Origin of the sequence: Arthrobacter sp. ATA002 (genome assembly GCF_026898095.1) — a bacterium.
Taxonomy (GTDB): domain Bacteria; phylum Actinomycetota; class Actinomycetes; order Actinomycetales; family Micrococcaceae; genus Arthrobacter_B.
This window is the reverse complement of the sequence record NZ_CP114015.1, coordinates 2,186,961-2,203,735: the sequence shown is the minus strand read 5'-3', so window position 1 is coordinate 2,203,735 and position 16,775 is coordinate 2,186,961. Positions and strand designations below refer to the sequence as shown.

The window sequence follows — 16,775 nt, the reverse complement described above, 5'->3', positions numbered from 1 at the left end:
TCCCAACGGTAGAGGCGTCCCGGATGCTGCGGGAGGGTGGAGGCTGCGCGTGCCGGTTTGGGGAAGGTGCCGTTACCGGCGTGGGACAGTGCTGGTGTTCAATGGGGAAACTGCCTGCCGTGATAAGTACTGCATGGTGAACCCGCGACTGCCGCTGGGAAGGACCCCGTGAACACCGATCTGGATGCCCCCTACCTGAGGCTGGATCCTGCCGTCCTGGAAACCAACATCCGGAATATGGCCCGTTCCGCCGCTGCCCGCGGACTGAGCCTGTGGCCGCACGCCAAGACGCACAAGTCGCGCGAAGTTGCCCGGCGGCAGCTCGACGCCGGTGCGGCGGGCCTGACGGTCGCCACTGTGGGGGAGGCGGAAGTTTTTGCGGCACTCGGTGTTCCCGGGCTGTTCATCGCGTATCCGCTCTGGGTCACCGGGGACCGGGCGCGGCGGCTTCAGGCCGTGGCATCCCAGACGCAGCTTCGCATCGGCGTCGATTCCCTGCCGGCAGCCCAGCAGCTGGCGCGGTTCAAGATCCCCGCGGAGGTGATGATCGAAGTCGATTCGGGCCACCACCGCAGCGGATGCCGGCCGGCGGCAGCCGGGGAACTCGCCGCACAGGTGAGCGCCCTGGGGCTGGCCGTGGCGGGTGTGTCCACCTTTCCCGGCCACAGCTACGCTCCGGGGCAGGGGACGTTGGCGGCCGACGACGAACGCCTGGCGCTCGCCGCCGCCCTGGACCGCATTCAGGCTGCCGGTGTTCCGGCGGAGCTGGCCAGCGGCGGGTCCAGCCCTTCCGCGGCCTACGCCCGGTCCAGCCCTTCCGCGGCCTACGCCCGGTCCGTGCTCACGGACATCCGGCCCGGAGTCTATGTTTTCAATGACGCACAGCAGCTGGAATTGGGCGTCTGCGGTCTCGAAGACATCGCCCTCAGCGTGGTGGCCACCGTCGTCTCCAAAGCCGGTGGGCGGGTCATCCTGGACTCCGGAACGAAATCGCTGGGTGCCGACCGGCCGGCCTGGACCACCGGCCACGGGCGGCTGCTTGAGTTTCCCGATGCCCGGATTACGGCGGCCTCGGAGCATCACGCCACGGTGGAAATGTCCGGGCCGCTGCCTGCTCTGGGCACCCGGGTGCTGGTCGCGCCGAACCACGCGTGCAACGCAGTGAACCTGCACGACCGGTATGTGCTTTCGACGGCGGCTTCCGGCAGCACACTGGATCCCGCGGATGAGCTTTGTTTCCGGTTCCTTGGCCGGCTCCTGGGCCGTTGACGCACGCGGAATGAACTAGGCGCAGTGTTCCGGGGCACCCTTGCTGGCCGCCCACCGGACCAGCCGGGCGTGGGCGTCGTCGAGAAACGTTGTTTTGGCGCGGGTGTAGCCGTCATAGTCGGCCGCCGAACCGAGCTGCGCCGCAAGGGATCGTTTCACCGCCTCGTAGCTGCGGGCTTCATCCGGGCTGGCACGCAGCCAGTCCCGAAATGTGGTGACGTACTTCCCGAAGGGTGAGTCCCGGCGTCGTACATGCAGGATCACTGCAGGTCCGTCCTGGGGTCCGGGGGTGAAGAAGAGGTGCTTCCGGTGTTTTTCCGGGTCCTGGTCCGTGTCCGGGCGGGGAGTATCAAAGTACACCCCGGGAGAATCGGGCCGGGATCCGGTAGAGATAGCAAAGCCCAGAGGTACCAGTGCCCGTTCCAGCTCGTGTGCGGCGGGCAGCGGGGTGGTCAGTATCTGCAGGTCGATGATCGGTTTTGCTGCGAGTCCGGGAACAGCGGTAGACCCGATGTGCTCGTAGCGGAAGGACGGGCTGCCATTCAGCCCGGCGCACGATGTTTGAATCCTGTGCAGCCATGCGGCGGCGAGGCCGGGCCATGCTGGGTCATAGGGGCGGATTACGGCGGCGGACATCCTCATAGCGTAGGGGACGGGCGACGTGATAATTCGCTTGACGCCGTAAACGGGCAGGTCCGGGCGCGGGCATTGAATGTCGGACCGGTCCGCTAGTCTCGGTCTCAGCAGCATAAAGGCGTACCGGCAACGACAGCGGGGAGCAAAAATGGCATCCGGAGAGACCATGGAACACCTGGACGTGCTGATCATTGGTGCCGGGCTGAGCGGCATCGGTGCTGCCTGCACCATGGTTACCGACCATCCCGGCCGCTCCATTGCCCTGCTGGAAACGAGGGGCCGGGCCGGCGGAACCTGGGACCTCTTCCGTTATCCGGGAGTGCGTTCCGACTCGGACCTGTACACCTTCGGTTACGGATTCCGTCCCTGGCTGGAGGAGAAGGCCATTGCGGACGGGCCGAGCATCCTGCGGTACCTGGAAGAAACAGCGGCCGAGTACGGGGTGGACCGCCTCATCCGCTACCACCACCGGGTGGTCTCAGCGGACTGGTCCAGCAGGAGCTCCCACTGGAACGTGCGGGTCGAGCTGACCAGGACTCCCGTGGCCGGCCCGGACGGTGCCCGGGGCGAACCTGTGGGCACCGGAGAATTTCGAAATCTCACCGCCGGCTGGATCTTCAATGCCGCCGGCTATTACGGCTACGGCAAGGGCTATACACCGGAGCTTCCCGGAGCGCACTGCTTCACCGGCCCCATCGTGCACCCGCAGCACTGGCCCGGGGACCTTGAGGTGGCCGGAAAGCGGGTAGCCGTCATCGGCAGCGGCGCCACGGCCGTCACGCTGGTGCCGGCGCTCGCCGAACGCGGCGCGCAGGTGACCATGATCCAGCGCACTCCCTCCTATATCCTTCCAATCCCGGCAGTGGATCCGCTGGCGCGCGGACTGCGCCGCGTCGTCGGACCAGAACGCACCGGACGCATCATGGCCGAGGTCAGCGCCCGACGGCAGCGTGCCATCTGGAGTTTCTGCCAGCGCTGGCCGCGCGCAGCCCGCAGGGTCATCCGGGCGATCCAGGGCAGGGCACTGCCGGAGGGCTTTGAGCTGGATACGCACCTCAATCCGCCCTACGCTCCCTGGGACCAGCGGCTGTGCGCCGTGCCGGACGGCGATTTCTTCGACGCCCTGCGCACCGGCTCGTCCAGGATGGTCACGGGCGCGGTTGCGGACCTTACCGCCCGCGGCGTCACGATGGCTTCGGGGCAGGAAGTGCCGGCCGACGTCGTCGTCACGGCCACCGGTTTCACCGTACAGATCCTGGGCGGCATGGAACTGCGGATCGACGGGGGGCCCGTGAACTTGGCGGAGCGGGTGGCGTACCGGGGCGTCATGCTGAGCGGCGTGCCGAACATGGCCTTCGCCATCGGGTACACCAACGCGTCCTGGACACTGAAAATTGGGCTCCTGACCCGCTGGTTTTCCCGGTTGCTCGACCACATGGACCATCACGGCTACACCGCGGCGGTGCCGGTCGCACCGGAGGGGCTGCAGACCCGGCCGCTGCTGGATTTTGGTGCCGGTTACGTACAGCGCAGCCTGGAGTTCCTGCCCCGGCAGGGAACTGAGGCACCGTGGCTGATGACGATGAATTTCCTGGCCGACCGCCGCGATTTGCAGAAGGGCGCGCTGGTGGATGAACATCTGCACTTTTCCGGGCCGGATGGGCCGGACGGGTTGGCTGCCGCGGACACGGGGGACAGCGCCGCTACCGCCCGGGACTGCTTTGTCACGCTGGGGAACGGTGTTCGGGTGTGCTACCGGATCGACGGTCCCGCCGGCGGTGAGCCGGTAGTCCTCGTCTCCGGACTCGGCATGGATCTCACCTCCTGGCCGGCGTCGATCATTGACGGACTCACCGCCGCCGGGTACCGGGTAATCCGCCCGGACAACCGCGACGCCGGCCGCTCCAGCAGAATGGCAACCCCCACCCCCACACTGGTGCAGCAGGCGCTGGACCGCCCCGTTCCGGGAGCGTACCGGCTGGAAGACATGGCCGGCGACGTCGTCGGTCTGCTGGATTACTTGGGTGTCGAACGGGCGCATGTGGCGGGAATGTCGCTGGGCGGAATGATCGCCCAGTCGGTGGCCGCCCACCATCCGGACCGGACGCTGACCCTGACGTCCATCATTTCCACCACCGGTGCGCGTAAAACCGGTGCTGCGACACTGTCCACCAAGCGGCGTTTTGCTGCCCGTCCGCCGCGTTCACGCGAAGAGTTCATCCGGGCCCGGGTGGGCATGATGCGGCACCTGGCCGGGCGAACCTACCCGGCTGACACAGCGGCCGACACCGAGGCGGCTGGTATCGCCTGGGACCGGGGTGCTTTCCCGGACGGCGGGGTGGCACGGTCCCGCCAGCTTGGCGCCATAAACGCCTCGCAGGACCGCACGCGTGATCTGGCCCGGATCACGGCTCCCACCCTGGTAATCCACGGCGACCGGGATCCCATCGTGCATCCCAGCGGCGGAGTGGCAACTGCAGCTGCGGTGCCGGGATCCCGTCATGTCACCATTCCCGGGATGGGGCACTATTTCCACCCGGCCATTGTGCCGGAGTTGCTGGGGCATATGCTCGGGCATCTGTCCGCTCAGCCCCGGGCGGGTGCGGAAAGCCCACTGCAGAACCGCGGGCAGTGAGGTCGTTGCGGCCCGCTGGACGGATCTACTCCGCCATGCCGGGGTGCACGGGGACGAAGTTGATCTTATGGTTGTCCAGCACCCGCTTCTTTTCGATGCGGGTGAATCCCTTGGCGTCCAGGTGGTTCCTTTCGCGGAAAACCGCCAGGGCGTCGTCGTACGCCTTATTGATCCGGGCGCCGGTGATGACCTCGGTGGTTCCATCGGTGAAGGTGATGCTGACGGAGGCGGACCGGGGGAAATGCCGGTCCATGCGCATGAAGCCGTCGTCGTGCTGTTGAAGATTGATCAAGGGGGTTCCACCTTTGGAGAGTGCGAACTACCAGTCTTCCCTATTCCGGCGGCTCCGAAGTGCAGGGTGTTTCCGGTTGTTTCCGGCCGACGGCGACAGTCGCGTCGGTCACCTCATTGCGTACGATTTCCGGGACAAGGTGATGGGCTGCTATGGCCGCCGCCACTTCGTCCGCCTGGCGCTCGCTGCATTCCAGCAGCAGGCACCCCTTCCGGCGCAGCCACTGCGGCGCTTGGGTGATGATTCTCCGGAGCACATCAAGGCCGTCGGTGCCGCCGTCGAGCGTCGCTGCCGGCTCATGGTCGCGTGCCTCACGCGGGACGGTGCCCAGCTGCCCGGTGGGGATATATGGCGCGTTGGCGACGACGACGTCGACCCGGCCCCTCAGCTGTACAGGGAGCGGAGAGAACAGATCACCTTCCAGAACCGTGGCAGTGCCGGCCAGGTTGAGGCGGGCGCACCGCACTGCGGCGCAGTGGATGTCAACCGCGTAGGACTCAAACGGCGACACCGTATGCGCGGCCACCGCCAGGGTCACCGCGCCCGAGCCGCAGCAGAGCTCAATGAGTAGGGGTCGGGGCCGTCCGGCAAGCTCGCCAACGGCAAGCTCAGCGACAGCAAGCTCAGCGACAGCACGGCCGGCTAGGAGCTCGGTTCGGCGGCGGGGAATGAACACGCCAGGTGCAATGGGAACCCGCAGTCCGTAGAAGCCCGCCCAGCCGAGGATCTGTTCCAGCGGGTCTCCGGCACAGCGGCGCCTGAGCCTCTCCTCCAGGATTTCCGGAGTGGCCGATTCGCGGGTCAGCAGGGCTGCTTCCTCCATGGCAAAGACACAGCCGGCTGCATGGAGCCGGGCTACCAGTTCCGGTGCTGGGATCTTTGCATGCACCGGCACACTCTCACAGGTCCGGTGCGGCAGGGCAATGGGCAGGCTACGGGGAATGGTTCGTTCTGCGGAGCGAAAACACAAAGGGCGCACCGGGGCCGCGCATATCCATGGCACCCAGCAGCGTGTTGGTGTCCACTTTCCGGAAAGCATCGTTCAGGGGCAACGCGTCGTAAATCATGGCCGCGGAAACGACGCCGCGGTATTCCTTCATCCGAAGCCGCGCCCGCGGCCGGGTCGTCCCGGCCAGCCGGAGAAGGGGGCGGGCAGCCCTGGCTGCTGTGGGGATGCGGCGCAGCATCGGTCCGGCCCGCAGTGCCAGTCCCAGCGGGACAAACCCCGGATTCAGCTCGAACGACTTGCCGTCTTTAGTCTGAAAGACCAGCGGATGCGCCTCGTCGGGTTCGACAAACCGCTTGCCACGCCAACCCAGCGGGCCCAGAACACCGTCGAGAGGGTGGCCGGTTAGGAGTTCCGCGCCGTGCCAGTTGCCGATCATTTCGCTGATTGGAACGGGCGGAAGCGCATCGAAGAAGGCAAGCGCTTCCGCTGATGTTGCGCCGCGGCTAAGGACGTCCAGCCGTTCCGTTGGGGTCTGTTGCTCCGGATGCCATGGAGTCATGCCGGCCCTTTCGTCTGGTTTGTCGTTGTCTTGCTTTGGTGCTTTGGTGCTTTGGTGCCTTGGTGCCTTGGTGCCTTGGTGCCTTGGTGCCTGGGTGCCTGGGTGCCCTGGGTGCCTGGGTGCCTTATCCCGAGTGCTCGGACGAAGCTTCGGACACTGGCTTATGCCGTACCACTCTAGGACGCCGGCTGGCGCGCTCGCAGATGCCGAAGACGGGGCGGCTGACAACACCAAGCACTCCCGGGGCCTGAAAAGGCGTGAATAGTTGAGTGAATAGACACAAGTCGAGTATTTGACCGGTAGGTGTGTTCCGCGGAAAAGTTAGTCCGGATCACTAAAATAGAACGTATGTACTACCCATCAGCGGTTGACGACGACGGCAGCAGGCTTCCAGCGTCTGCTGGACGTCTGGTCGCTGTTCCAGACTCAGGTGCTGCTGCTGCCGCCGCCCCTGCCAATCCGGCGGCTTCCGCCGCCACTGGTGCGAGCGGTCTTAGTATTCCCGCCGCAGGTTCTGCGGCCATAGGAACGGCTCCGTCTGAGGCTTTGGCGGTGTTGGAGGCTGCGGAGCGGGCACGGTTGATCGAGGAGATCCGTGCCCTGGAGGACTTGAAGGGCGCCATTACCGCGGTGCAGGCCCGGGCCGCGGCAGCCTTTGATGCCTCCACCCGCCGCGCGCAGGCCGCTGCCGGGGTGAAGAAGGAACAGCTGGGCCGCGGCGTCGCGGCGCAGATCGCGTTGGCCCGCCGGGAATCCCCGCATCACGGGACCCGGTTGCTGGGGTTGGCGCGGATCCTGACCACGGAAATGCCCCACACCCTGTCCGCGCTCTCGAAAGGAGTGATCAGTGAGTGGCGGGCCACCCTGCTGGTCCGCGAAACCGCGTGCCTGTCTTTGGCGGACCGGCAGGAAGTGGACCGGCAGGTCGCGGGGAACCTGGTGGAGTTGGAGCAGCTCGGGGACCGGAAGCTGATCGCCCGGATCAAGTCGTTGTCGTACGGGTTGGATCCGCATGCGGTGGTCAAGCGGGCCGCGCATGCGGTGTCGGAACGGTTTGTGTCCTGCCGTCCGGCTCCGGACACCATGACGTATCTGACGGCCCTGCTGCCGGTGGCGCAGGGGGTGGGCGTGTATGCGGCGTTGACCCGGGAAGCGGACCGGTTGCGGGCTGCCGGGGATCCCCGGACGAAGGGTCAGATCATGGCGGACACGTTCGTGGAGCGGGCCACCGGGCAGGCCCGGGCCGAAGACGCCCGGATCGAGGTGCAGCTGATCATGACGGACCAGGCCCTGCTCCACGGCATCCTGCCCCGGAAACACGAACCGGAACACGAACCGGGCCAGGGCCAGAACAAGGGCCACGAACCGGGCCACGGCCACGGCCACGGCCAGGACAAGGTTAGAGACAGAGACCCGGGTAGAGACAGGGAACAGGGCCGAGACAGGAGCCAGGGTCAGACAGAGGGTGCTAACCGGGAAGAGTATCCTTCCCGGGAGCTGGAGCGCGGTCGAGTCCGGGGTGCAGGAGAGATGAACCGAGGTTCGGGAGGCACGGCTGAGTCCTTCGTGCCTGACGGGGCGGAGCCGGCGGTTCTGGCCGGTTACGGAATGGTTCCGGCGCAGTGGGCCAGGGACCTGATCCGCGGACCAAACCCGGAACCGGAACCGGATGACCCACAACCAGATGATCCTCCTTCAAGCGGCACTTACCCGGATTCTCACCCCGACGACCGGTTCGATGCTCAGGGCAGGTCCGATGGTCAGGCAGGGCCACCCGACCCTCGGCAAGGTTCTTCCGGCTGGGCCGGAACCGGACGTGTCGGGCCAGCCTGGGGTGCAGCCCCGCTCCGCCGACCGGACCCACAGACTGAGACCTGGCTCCGCCGGCTCTACGTGGCCCCGGACACGGGGGCCCTCACGGCGATGGATTCCCGTGCCCGGCTGGTGCCCCACGGGCTGGCCCGGCTGATCGCGGCCCGGGACCAGATCTGCCGGACCCCGTGGTGCGGAGCACCGATCCGCCACTACGACCACATCCAGCCCGCCCGCGAAGGCGGACCCACCACCTTGGACAACATCCAGGGACTCTGCCAGGCCTGCAACCAGGCCAAGGAAGCACCCGGCTGGGAAGCACATACGGAGGTACTCACAACTGGAACGAGTAAAGGAGCCCGCGGGAGCACCCAGTTTCTACCGAACCGGCACAGCGTGACGACGAAAACACCCACCGGGCACATCTACCGGTCCACGGCGCCACCACCTCCCGCCTGTCAGCCGCCCCGTCAGGCGCATGGCAACGGAGAACGGACAACGGAGCAGTCGGGTTCAGGCAGGAGAATAGGTAAGTGACTACTCCGCACAGCCCCGACGCAGGCCGACCCACGCCGCTTATTGACAGCAGTACCCTGTTTGACCTGCAGACCATCGGCGAAGGACTGGTTTTCGCGGAGTCGCTGCCGGCTTTGGCCGATGCACTGGAACCGGGCGGCGCCGCCGTCGTCCAAGCCCCGCCGGGCACCGGAAAAACAACACTCGTGCCGCCACTCCTCGCCAGCCTGGTTGCTGAGCGCGCCACCACAGCCGGAAACCCCTTGCGGGTTGTCGTGACCCAGCCGCGCCGGGTCGCCGCACGCTCCGCAGCCCGCCGGCTTGCCGAACTGGACGGCACCAGGCTCGGCGGGAGAATCGGCTACACCGTCCGGGGCGAAAGCCACGCCGGAACGGATACCGTCATCGAGTTTGTTACTCCGGGCATCCTGCTGCGACGGCTGCTGGCGGATCCTGGTTTGGAGGACACTGCCGCCGTTGTGCTGGACGAGGTCCACGAACGCGGCTTGGAGACGGACATCCTGCTGGGCATGCTCACCGAAGTGCGTCAGCTGCGCGGAGACCTCACGCTCGTGGCCATGTCCGCCACGGTCGATGCGCCCCGGTTCGCCGCGTTAATCGGCACTAGCGATGGCGACGGCGGCGGTCCGGTCCCGGTCATCGGCTGCCCCTCGGCTCTGCATCCCCTCGAGGTCCGCTGGGCTCCGGGGGCGTCGCTGCGCATTGATGAACACGGAGTAACCCGCTCCTTCCTGAACCACATCGCAGAAACCGCTGCTGCGGCGCACCGGGACATGCTGACCGATAACCCGCAGGCCGATGCACTGGTCTTTGTTCCCGGAGCCTGGGAGGTGTCGTATGTAGCATCGCAGCTTCGCAGCCGGACAGCGGGTGAAACGGGTTCCGGACCCGGAACCGAGGTATTGGAACTGTATGGCCAGGTGGATCCGCGGGAGCAGGACCGGGCAGTCTCCGGCCGGCGCCCGAATGATCCGCCGCGGATCATCGTGTCCACGAGCCTCGCCGAATCATCGCTGACCGTTCCGGGAGTACGTCTGGTAATCGATTCAGGTCTCGCCCGCGAACCGCGCCGTGACGCCGCACGCGGAATGTCAGGACTGGTCACGGTGTCCTGTTCCCGGGCGTCCGCAGTGCAGCGTGCCGGACGCGCTGCCCGGCAGGGCCGGGCCGAGTCATCCGCTGCTACGACGAACGCACTTTCGGCGCCGCACCGGCTCACCAGACCCCGGAGATTTCCGTTGCCGATCTCACCGCCGCCGCACTGCTCCTGGCCTGCTGGGGCACCCCGGCGGGACAGGGGCTGGCCCTGCCCGATGCTCCGCCGCGTGCGGCGATGGAAGACGCGCAGGCGGTGCTGCGCGATCTCGGAGCCGTTGACTCTGACGGTACAGTCACGGGTTTTGGCCGGACGCTGGGCGCCATCCCCGCCGATCCCCGGTTGGCCCGTGCCCTGTTGGACGGTACTCCCGTCGTGGGCGCACGTGCGGCGGCGGAAGCCGTAGCCCTGGTGTCCGGGGACCTGCGCGCACCTGTTGCTGACCTCTCCCGCCTGTTGGCAAGCCTGCGCGGCGGACGGAATCCCGGTGAGCGCCGCTGGTCCGAAGACGTGCGGCGGCTGCAGGCACTGTCCCGCCGCGCCGGTGCTGCTGTTGCCGCAGACCGCGCCGGGGCGCCGGTCCCGGCTGCGGAGGCCCTGGGCTTCGTCGTCGCGCTGGCTTTCCCGGACCGCATTGCCCGCCGGGTGCCCGGCGGTTCCGGCGCTGGGGAACGCTATCAGTTGTCGACCGGAACCCGGGCCGGCCTGCCGGAAGGCAGCCCGCTGGCAGGCTACGAGTGGCTCGCCGTTGCCGAAGTCTCCCGCGCCCGGGGCCGCGATGCTGCGGGAACCGGAGCCGTGATCCGGTCCGCAGCCCCGCTGGGTGCCGATACGGCGGAAGCTGCCGCCCGGAACCTCCTAACGGACACCGTGGAGGCGGAGTTCGCTGGAGGCCGCGTCACCGCCAGGAATGAACGGCGGCTGGGCGCCATTGTGCTCTCCTCCACGCCGGTGCGTCCGTCGCCGGCGGAGGGCGCAAAAGCAGTGGCCCGTGCCCTGGAACGTGACGGACTGAAAGTGATTGGTTTCTCTCCGGCGGCCGACGCGCTGCGCCGCCGCATGGCCCTGCTGCACCGTGAACTGGGGGAGCCCTGGCCTGATATTACCGAAACCGCGCTGCTGGCCCGGCTCGACGACTGGCTGGCTCCCGAACTGCAGGCGCTGGCCGCCGGTGCACCGGTGAACGGAATCGATCTGGCCGAGCCGCTGCGCCGGCTGCTTCCCTGGCCAGACGCATCGCGGCTGGCGGAGCTGGTCCCGGAACGGCTGCAGGTTCCCAGTGGTTCCCAGGTCCGGATTACCTATCCGGCAGTGGATGACGACGGCGGGCGGCCGGTGGTGGCCGTCAAGCTTCAGGAGTGTTTCGGCTGGGCTGACACGCCGCGCCTGGTTCAGGGGCGCGTGCCGGTGCTGTTCCACCTCCTCTCACCCGCCCGGGCCCCACTGGCTGTGACCGATGATCTGGCATCCTTCTGGTCGGGACCCTATCTGCAGGTCCGCGCCCAGATGCGCGGCAGGTATCCCAAGCACCCGTGGCCCGAAGACCCCTGGGCAGCGAAGGCCACGGCCAAAACCAAGGCACGGATGTAACACGGACCTCCGACCCCGGCTTCCGTGGGACATGAATCACGTGAGTGGTTCCGCCGGGGTGCGGGACTGCGCCCCTAGGCTGGACAGGCGGCATTTCCCCTGCCGCAGTGAAAGGCTCGTTACCCGTGAAGCAAGATTTCCGTGGCTTCCTGGCAGTCCCTGCGGGCCGCGGCCACCGGTTCCCGGCCATACGGGTAGCCGCAGGAATGCTGATCCCGTTGCTGGTGCTGATTCTCCTGGGGCGCACCGATCTCACCATGTGCGCCATCTTCGGATCGCTGACCGGCGTGTTTGGCCGCACGGAACACCATTGGAGGAGGCTGCGCCAGCAGGCGCAGTCCGGCGTGCTGATGTGCCTGACGGTGGTGGCCGGAGTCTCCATGTCCATCACCGGACGCAGCGACTGGGAATTGGTTGTGGCTGCCACTGTGGTTGCCGCCGCCTTATCCGGAACCGCTGACTATCTGCGGATCCGGCCCGCAGGGCCCTTCACCTATATCTTCGCGTTTACGGCCACTGCAGCCGCACCGTTTTCAGGAGCCGTCACGGAAGCGGCGCTGGCCGTCTCCGGGGCCGCCGTGACTGCAGTGCTGCTGGGCGTCGCCGGTCGGGTGCATGCGCGCCGCCACACCCCGGTGCTCTTCCGGTCCGCGGTGCCGCCGCGGGAGGCCACGCGGATTCTGGCACACGCGGGACGCTACGCTGCCGCCGTCGCGGCCGCAGGTTCCCTGGCCCTGTTCCTGGGGCCGGGGCACAGCTACTGGGCGATGCTCGCGGCCTGCGCCCCGATTGCGGCCGCCGACGCATCGCACGCTCCGGCCCGGGCGGGACATTTCATTCTGGGCACCTATGGCGGGGTGCTGCTCTCCGCGCTTTTGCTGCAGCCGGACTGGAGTCCGGTGCAGCTGGCCGTGCTCCTGGCACTGCTGCAGTTCGGCGGCGAGGTGTATGTCATTCGGCACTACGGCCTCGCCATGGTCTTCCTGACGCCGGTGGCGCTGCTGATGACCGGCTTCGTGTCCGTGCAGCCGGTGTGGGAGCTCACTGTGGACCGGGCCGTCGAAACCACCATCGGTGCCCTGGTTGCCGTCGCCGTGATCCTGCTGACGACGGGCCGCGGCGCGGACTGGGCCAGGAGGCTGGCACTCCGGCCGGCCCGGATCTCCGGTGGACGATCGGCGGGAGCCAGGTAGGCGGGAACAGGAAGCCCGGAAGCAGGGAAGCCCCGCGCAGGTGGTAAGCAGTAGGCGGGACTCGGCGCTGAATTCCATGGCGGGACCCCCGAAGGGCCGGCGTTCCGGGGTGTTTCGGACAGGCCGCGGATAGACTTTCGGGCATGGCGGACCGTCCCCGGATCCTGGTCGTGGAAGATGACCGCAGCCTGGCCCGGATGCTGGCGGAGCTCCTGGAGTCCGAAGGCTATGCCGTGACGGTCGCCCATGATGGACAGCGGGCCCTGCACGAGGGACTGACACACCCCTTCGACGTCCTGCTGCTGGACCGCGGACTGCCGGTCATCGAAGGGCTCGATGTCCTGGCCCGGATGCGCAGCCGCGGCATTTACGTGCCTGCGCTGGTGCTTTCGGCCCTGGGAAACCCGGCGGACCGGGTCGAGGGCCTGGACCGCGGCGCAGAGGACTATCTGGCCAAGCCCTTCGATATTGACGAGCTGCTGGCCCGCCTCCGGGTGCTGCGGCGCCGGACTCTTCCCCGCACTCCGGCCCTGCCCGTGCCCGGCGGTGCCCTGGATCCCACCGGCCGCACCGTCACCACCGCCGGCGGGGACGTGGTGGTGCTGTCCGAGCGTGAAGGCGCCCTCCTGGAACAGCTGGCGCGCCGACCCGGGCAGATCTTTCCCCGCGCCGACCTCCTGGATGCAGTGTTTCCCGAGGCGGACGACGACGGCGTAGTGGACACGTATGTCCATTACCTTCGGCGAAAGCTGGGCAGGGGCGTGGTGCTGACGGTGCGCGGCATCGGATACCGGCTGGGACCGCTGACGTGAGGTATCCCCGGCGTCACCGGGAAAACGCCGAACTGACCCGCGCGTCCCTCCGTTTGGCGGTGCAGTTCACTGTCCTCGTTGTGCTGCTGCTGGGGCTTGCCGGGGTCCTGGTATACGGGTTGGTGGCCTCCCAGACGCGGGAAGCGGCGGAGCAGACGTTGTCCTCGGCCATCGAGTTCGATTCGCCGCGGGAAGTTCCGCTGGACGTTTTCCTGGCCGTGTACGACGACGGCAGGCTGGCCGTTTCGCGCAATATGCCCTCGGGTCTCCCGGACGAGGAGGCACTGGCCGGGGTTGCCGAGACGGGCCGGGACCGCAGGGATACCGTCACCGCCGGAGGCCGAACCTACGAGGTCCTGACGGCGCGGCGCGGCCCCAACGTGGTCCAGGCCGCCGTCGATACGCGTGAAGCGACCGAGCAGCTGCACCGGCTGGCGCTGGCGCTGGCGGTTTCGGTGGCGGCGGCGGGGCTTGCCGCCGGAGCGGTTTCGGCCCTGGCAGCTCGGACAGCAATGCGTCCAATGGCCGAAGCGCTTGCGCTCCAGCGCCGCTTTGTCGCCGACGCCAGCCATGAACTGCGGACTCCGCTGACGCTGCTCAGCACCCGGGCGCAGCTGCTCCGGCGCAGGCTGGTGTCCGGCGCGGCAGGGGCAGCCGGGGCAGCCGGGCCGGCGTCGAAAATGGGCCCCGGTGACCGCACCAAGGAACCCGAACCGAAATGGACACCGGATGCCGAAGCTGTGCGGGCCGCCGACGACGTGGTGGCGGACACCAAGGTGCTGACCGGCATCCTGGAGGACCTGCTGATGGCCGCGGACCCCCGGCAGACCGGCGATGCGGAGCCGGTAAACCTGGTCGACCTTGCCCGGTCCGCGGTGGGAACACTGCAGCCCGAGGCTCTGCGGCGCCGGCTGTCTTTGGAGCTGGACGCCCCGGAAGCGGCAGTGACTGTCCTCGGCGGGCAGTTTGCCCTGCTGCGGATTTTCACGGCCCTGGGTGCCAACGCTCTGGACTACGCCCGGACGCGTGTGCGGGTTTCCGTGCGGACCAGCGGCCGGGACGCCGTGATCCGGGTGTCGGACGACGGTCCCGGCTTTCCGCCCGGATTCAGCCGGCATGCCTTCGAACGGTTTGCCTCCGTCCGGCAGCAGAAGCATGAGGAGAGCCTGCACCGGACCCGGCAGGAAGGTCTCTCGGCAGGAACCACAGAAGCGGCAGGAACCGAAGACACCGTAGAAGCCACCGGCGCCGCCGGCTCAGGGGCCGGCTCAGGGGCCGGCTCAACCGCAGGGGAAGAAGCACAGTCGCCGGAACCGCGGCACTACGGGCTGGGACTTGCTCTGGTGGCCGAAATCGCGGCCCGCTACGACGGGAGCGTCCGTGCGCTGCCCGCCGCAGCCGGCGCAGGGGGCGTGCTGGAGGTCCGGCTGCCCCTGGCCCGGTTCCGGCCCCGGCGCCGCATCTAAGAATCCTCGAAGAATCCGAACTGAGAATGGATGCGTAAGCAACCCACTATTCGGAGGTGAAAACCACTATGGCTTTCCGGGACAAGGTCAAGGGTCCGCTTGGCTGGATTCTCGGTGGTGTCGGCGGACTGGCGCTGCTGGTCGGCTCCTTCTTTGCCGGCATGGCCACCGCAGATTCCCCGGCGGATCAGGAGCAGGCCTCAGTGACCGAACAGCAGGATCAGGGGACCGAGAACAATACCGAGGCCGAGGGCCGGGACGACCGGGACGACCGCGGTCCGCGCTCTGACGACGACGGCGGTCCGCGCTCTGACGACGACGGCGGGACTGACGCTGGCACCGACGCTGACACCGACGCCGACACTGACACCGACGCCGACACCGACTCGGATGCCGACGGCGGCGAGGCCGGCACCCAAGACGGGGATCGCCGGGGCGGCGGTTCCCCTGACGATGAAGCAGGGGAGGATGGCCCGAAGCGGCACGGGCACCACGACGGCCACCGCGGCGGTCCGGACGATGACGGTCCGGACGGCGACGGCCCGGACGATGACGGTCCGGACGGCGGCCCAGACGCCGATGACAACGGTTCCGGCCACAACGGTTCCGGCCAGAACGGTTCCGAACAGAACATATAGCGAACACAACACACAAGGAACGCCCGGCCAAGAGGCCGGGCGTTCCTTGTGGTTTACCGAAGTTTGGGACGTTCGCTTCCCGCCCTCGCGGCAGATCTACCGTCCAGCGGTTACGCTACGCGGTAGTAGGCGGCGCCGGAACCGACGTTGGCGCTCTGCTGGACAGTCTGGTTGCCGTTCCATCCGCTGTGGATGGCCTGGCCGTCGCCGATGTAGATGGCAATGTGGGCAAAGCCCATGCCGCCGTCAGCGTAGTAGATGATGTCGCCGGGCATCGGGTCGGAGACCGGGGTGCCGTACGCAGCAAGCTGTGCCGGAGCCAGGTCGCCAACCGAGTGGCCTGCTGCCCGGAGGGCAACTTCCACCAGCACGGTGCAGTCCTGCATGGCACCCATCTGGGAGAAGGCGGAGTTGAGCATGGTCTGGTTGGTGCCCGTCACAGCTGCGCCGGTTGCGGCGGCCGGAGTCACCGCGGAGGCCTGGGTGCTGATGCTGCCAAAGTCGGCTGCGGCGGGGGCCGGAGCCTCGTAGACAGCAGCCGGTGCGGTTGCAGCTGCGGGTGCGGCTGCAAATGCAGCGGCCGGAGCTGCTGCGGCGCCGCCGGCGTACGTGATGACATCGCCGGGGTAAATGATGGATTCCAGCGCAAGACCGTTCTGCGCCAGGATGTCATTCAGGGTGACGCCGTACGTTGCAGCAATCTGGCCGAGGGTGTCGCCGGACTGGACCACGTGGGTCGAGCCTGCGGCTGCCGGAGCCGCTGCGGGAGCCGCGGCCGGAGCCGCAGCGGGGGCAGCAACAGCGGCAGGTGCACTGTAGGACTCGGTTGAGTCGTTCGTGATGACACCGGCAGAGGCCGGAGCCGCCATACCGAGCATCAGGCCGGAGCCGGCTGCCACAACGGCGGCCGTGCTGCCGATGGAGCGCGCCTTGCCGCTGGTGGAGTTCGCGAGTGCGGCCCACATTCCGGTGTTTTCGGCACGGTGGCGTCCACGAGTGTTATTGAAAGACATTGATTTACCTCTCCCGATACCTGCGAGGTGAGCTGTCGGATGCGGATGGGAGTCACCCGGTCAGCCGTAGAAACCTTTGGCTGACTTAACCCCAGGATTCAAAAGGAACCCGTTTATGGTTCCCCCGCCTCTGCCGAAGTGTGTATATCTGTGGACCTTGGCCAGCGGCAGAGCTAGGTAACAAGCCAAGGGAGCCGCTTCAGATAACGGCATGACGAATACGCTACAAGACGATTACGGGAAGATAACTATTTAGTAACGGACCTCGCAGACCCGTG

At 67.6% G+C, this 16,775-nt stretch carries 12 protein-coding genes, 1 pseudogene and 1 riboswitch; of the genes and pseudogenes, 8 read left to right on the top strand and 5 right to left on the bottom strand.

The features are described from left to right. Nucleotides 1-168: 168 nt before the first annotated feature. A complete protein-coding gene (locus tag OL239_RS10790) occupies nt 169-1,269 on the top strand; it encodes an alanine racemase (RefSeq protein ID WP_268908941.1) in 1,101 nt (366 codons plus the stop codon). A 15-nt stretch (nt 1,270-1,284) separates the two neighbouring features. Here OL239_RS10790 and OL239_RS10785 read toward each other — a convergent pair whose 3' ends face one another. Next, complete coding sequence (locus OL239_RS10785; protein WP_268908940.1) at nt 1,285-1,905, bottom strand: GrpB family protein; 621 nt, start codon at nt 1,903-1,905, stop codon at nt 1,285-1,287. Between the two features lie 148 nt (nt 1,906-2,053). On the opposite strand from OL239_RS10785, the gene OL239_RS10780 reads away from it, so the two are divergent. Then, nucleotides 2,054-4,540, top strand: coding sequence for an alpha/beta fold hydrolase (locus OL239_RS10780; protein ID WP_268908939.1), 2,487 nt, complete (start codon nt 2,054-2,056; stop codon nt 4,538-4,540). A 25-nt stretch (nt 4,541-4,565) separates the two neighbouring features. Here OL239_RS10780 and OL239_RS10775 read toward each other — a convergent pair whose 3' ends face one another. From OL239_RS10775 to OL239_RS10765, 3 genes are read right to left on the bottom strand one after another with little or no spacing between them, the layout of a single operon-like run. Next, nucleotides 4,566-4,832, bottom strand: coding sequence for a hypothetical protein (locus OL239_RS10775; RefSeq protein ID WP_268908938.1), 267 nt, complete (start codon nt 4,830-4,832; stop codon nt 4,566-4,568). A 40-nt stretch (nt 4,833-4,872) separates the two neighbouring features. After that, nucleotides 4,873-5,721, bottom strand: a complete 849-nt coding sequence (locus OL239_RS10770) for a putative protein N(5)-glutamine methyltransferase (protein WP_268908937.1) — start codon at nt 5,719-5,721, stop codon at nt 4,873-4,875. A gap of 43 nt (nt 5,722-5,764) precedes the next feature. Next, on the bottom strand, nt 5,765-6,340 hold the full coding sequence (locus OL239_RS10765) for a DUF4334 domain-containing protein (RefSeq protein WP_268908936.1): 576 nt from the start codon (nt 6,338-6,340) through the stop codon (nt 5,765-5,767). A gap of 552 nt (nt 6,341-6,892) precedes the next feature. Between OL239_RS10765 and OL239_RS10760 the strand changes: the two genes are divergently transcribed. The 6 genes and pseudogenes from OL239_RS10760 to OL239_RS10735 all read left to right on the top strand — a co-directional run bounded on the left by OL239_RS10760 (nt 6,893) and on the right by OL239_RS10735 (nt 15,484). Further along, nucleotides 6,893-8,689: an HNH endonuclease gene (locus tag OL239_RS10760; protein ID WP_268908935.1), complete on the top strand. Its 1,797-nt coding sequence runs from the start codon at nt 6,893-6,895 to the stop codon at nt 8,687-8,689. A gap of 41 nt (nt 8,690-8,730) precedes the next feature. Then, nucleotides 8,731-11,375 (top strand): annotated as a pseudogene (gene hrpB / locus OL239_RS10755) (ATP-dependent helicase HrpB). A 206-nt stretch (nt 11,376-11,581) separates the two neighbouring features. Next, nucleotides 11,582-12,568, top strand: coding sequence for an FUSC family protein (locus tag OL239_RS10750; RefSeq protein ID WP_268908934.1), 987 nt, complete (start codon nt 11,582-11,584; stop codon nt 12,566-12,568). 143 nt (nt 12,569-12,711) lie between these two features. Further along, a complete protein-coding gene (locus tag OL239_RS10745) occupies nt 12,712-13,380 on the top strand; it encodes a response regulator transcription factor (protein ID WP_268908933.1) in 669 nt (222 codons plus the stop codon). Continuing rightward, nucleotides 13,377-14,846, top strand: coding sequence for a sensor histidine kinase (locus tag OL239_RS10740; RefSeq protein ID WP_268908932.1), 1,470 nt, complete (start codon nt 13,377-13,379; stop codon nt 14,844-14,846). The genes OL239_RS10745 and OL239_RS10740 overlap by 4 nt, the downstream gene beginning before the upstream one ends. 68 nt (nt 14,847-14,914) lie before the next feature. After that, nucleotides 14,915-15,484, top strand: coding sequence for a hypothetical protein (locus OL239_RS10735; protein ID WP_268908931.1), 570 nt, complete (start codon nt 14,915-14,917; stop codon nt 15,482-15,484). Between the two features lie 110 nt (nt 15,485-15,594). Here OL239_RS10735 and OL239_RS10730 read toward each other — a convergent pair whose 3' ends face one another. Next, nucleotides 15,595-16,497, bottom strand: a complete 903-nt coding sequence (locus OL239_RS10730; protein ID WP_268908930.1) for a C40 family peptidase — start codon at nt 16,495-16,497, stop codon at nt 15,595-15,597. Between the two features lie 3 nt (nt 16,498-16,500). Beyond that, a riboswitch (cyclic di-AMP (ydaO/yuaA leader) is annotated at nt 16,501-16,652 on the bottom strand. Nucleotides 16,653-16,775: the final 123 nt, after the last annotated feature.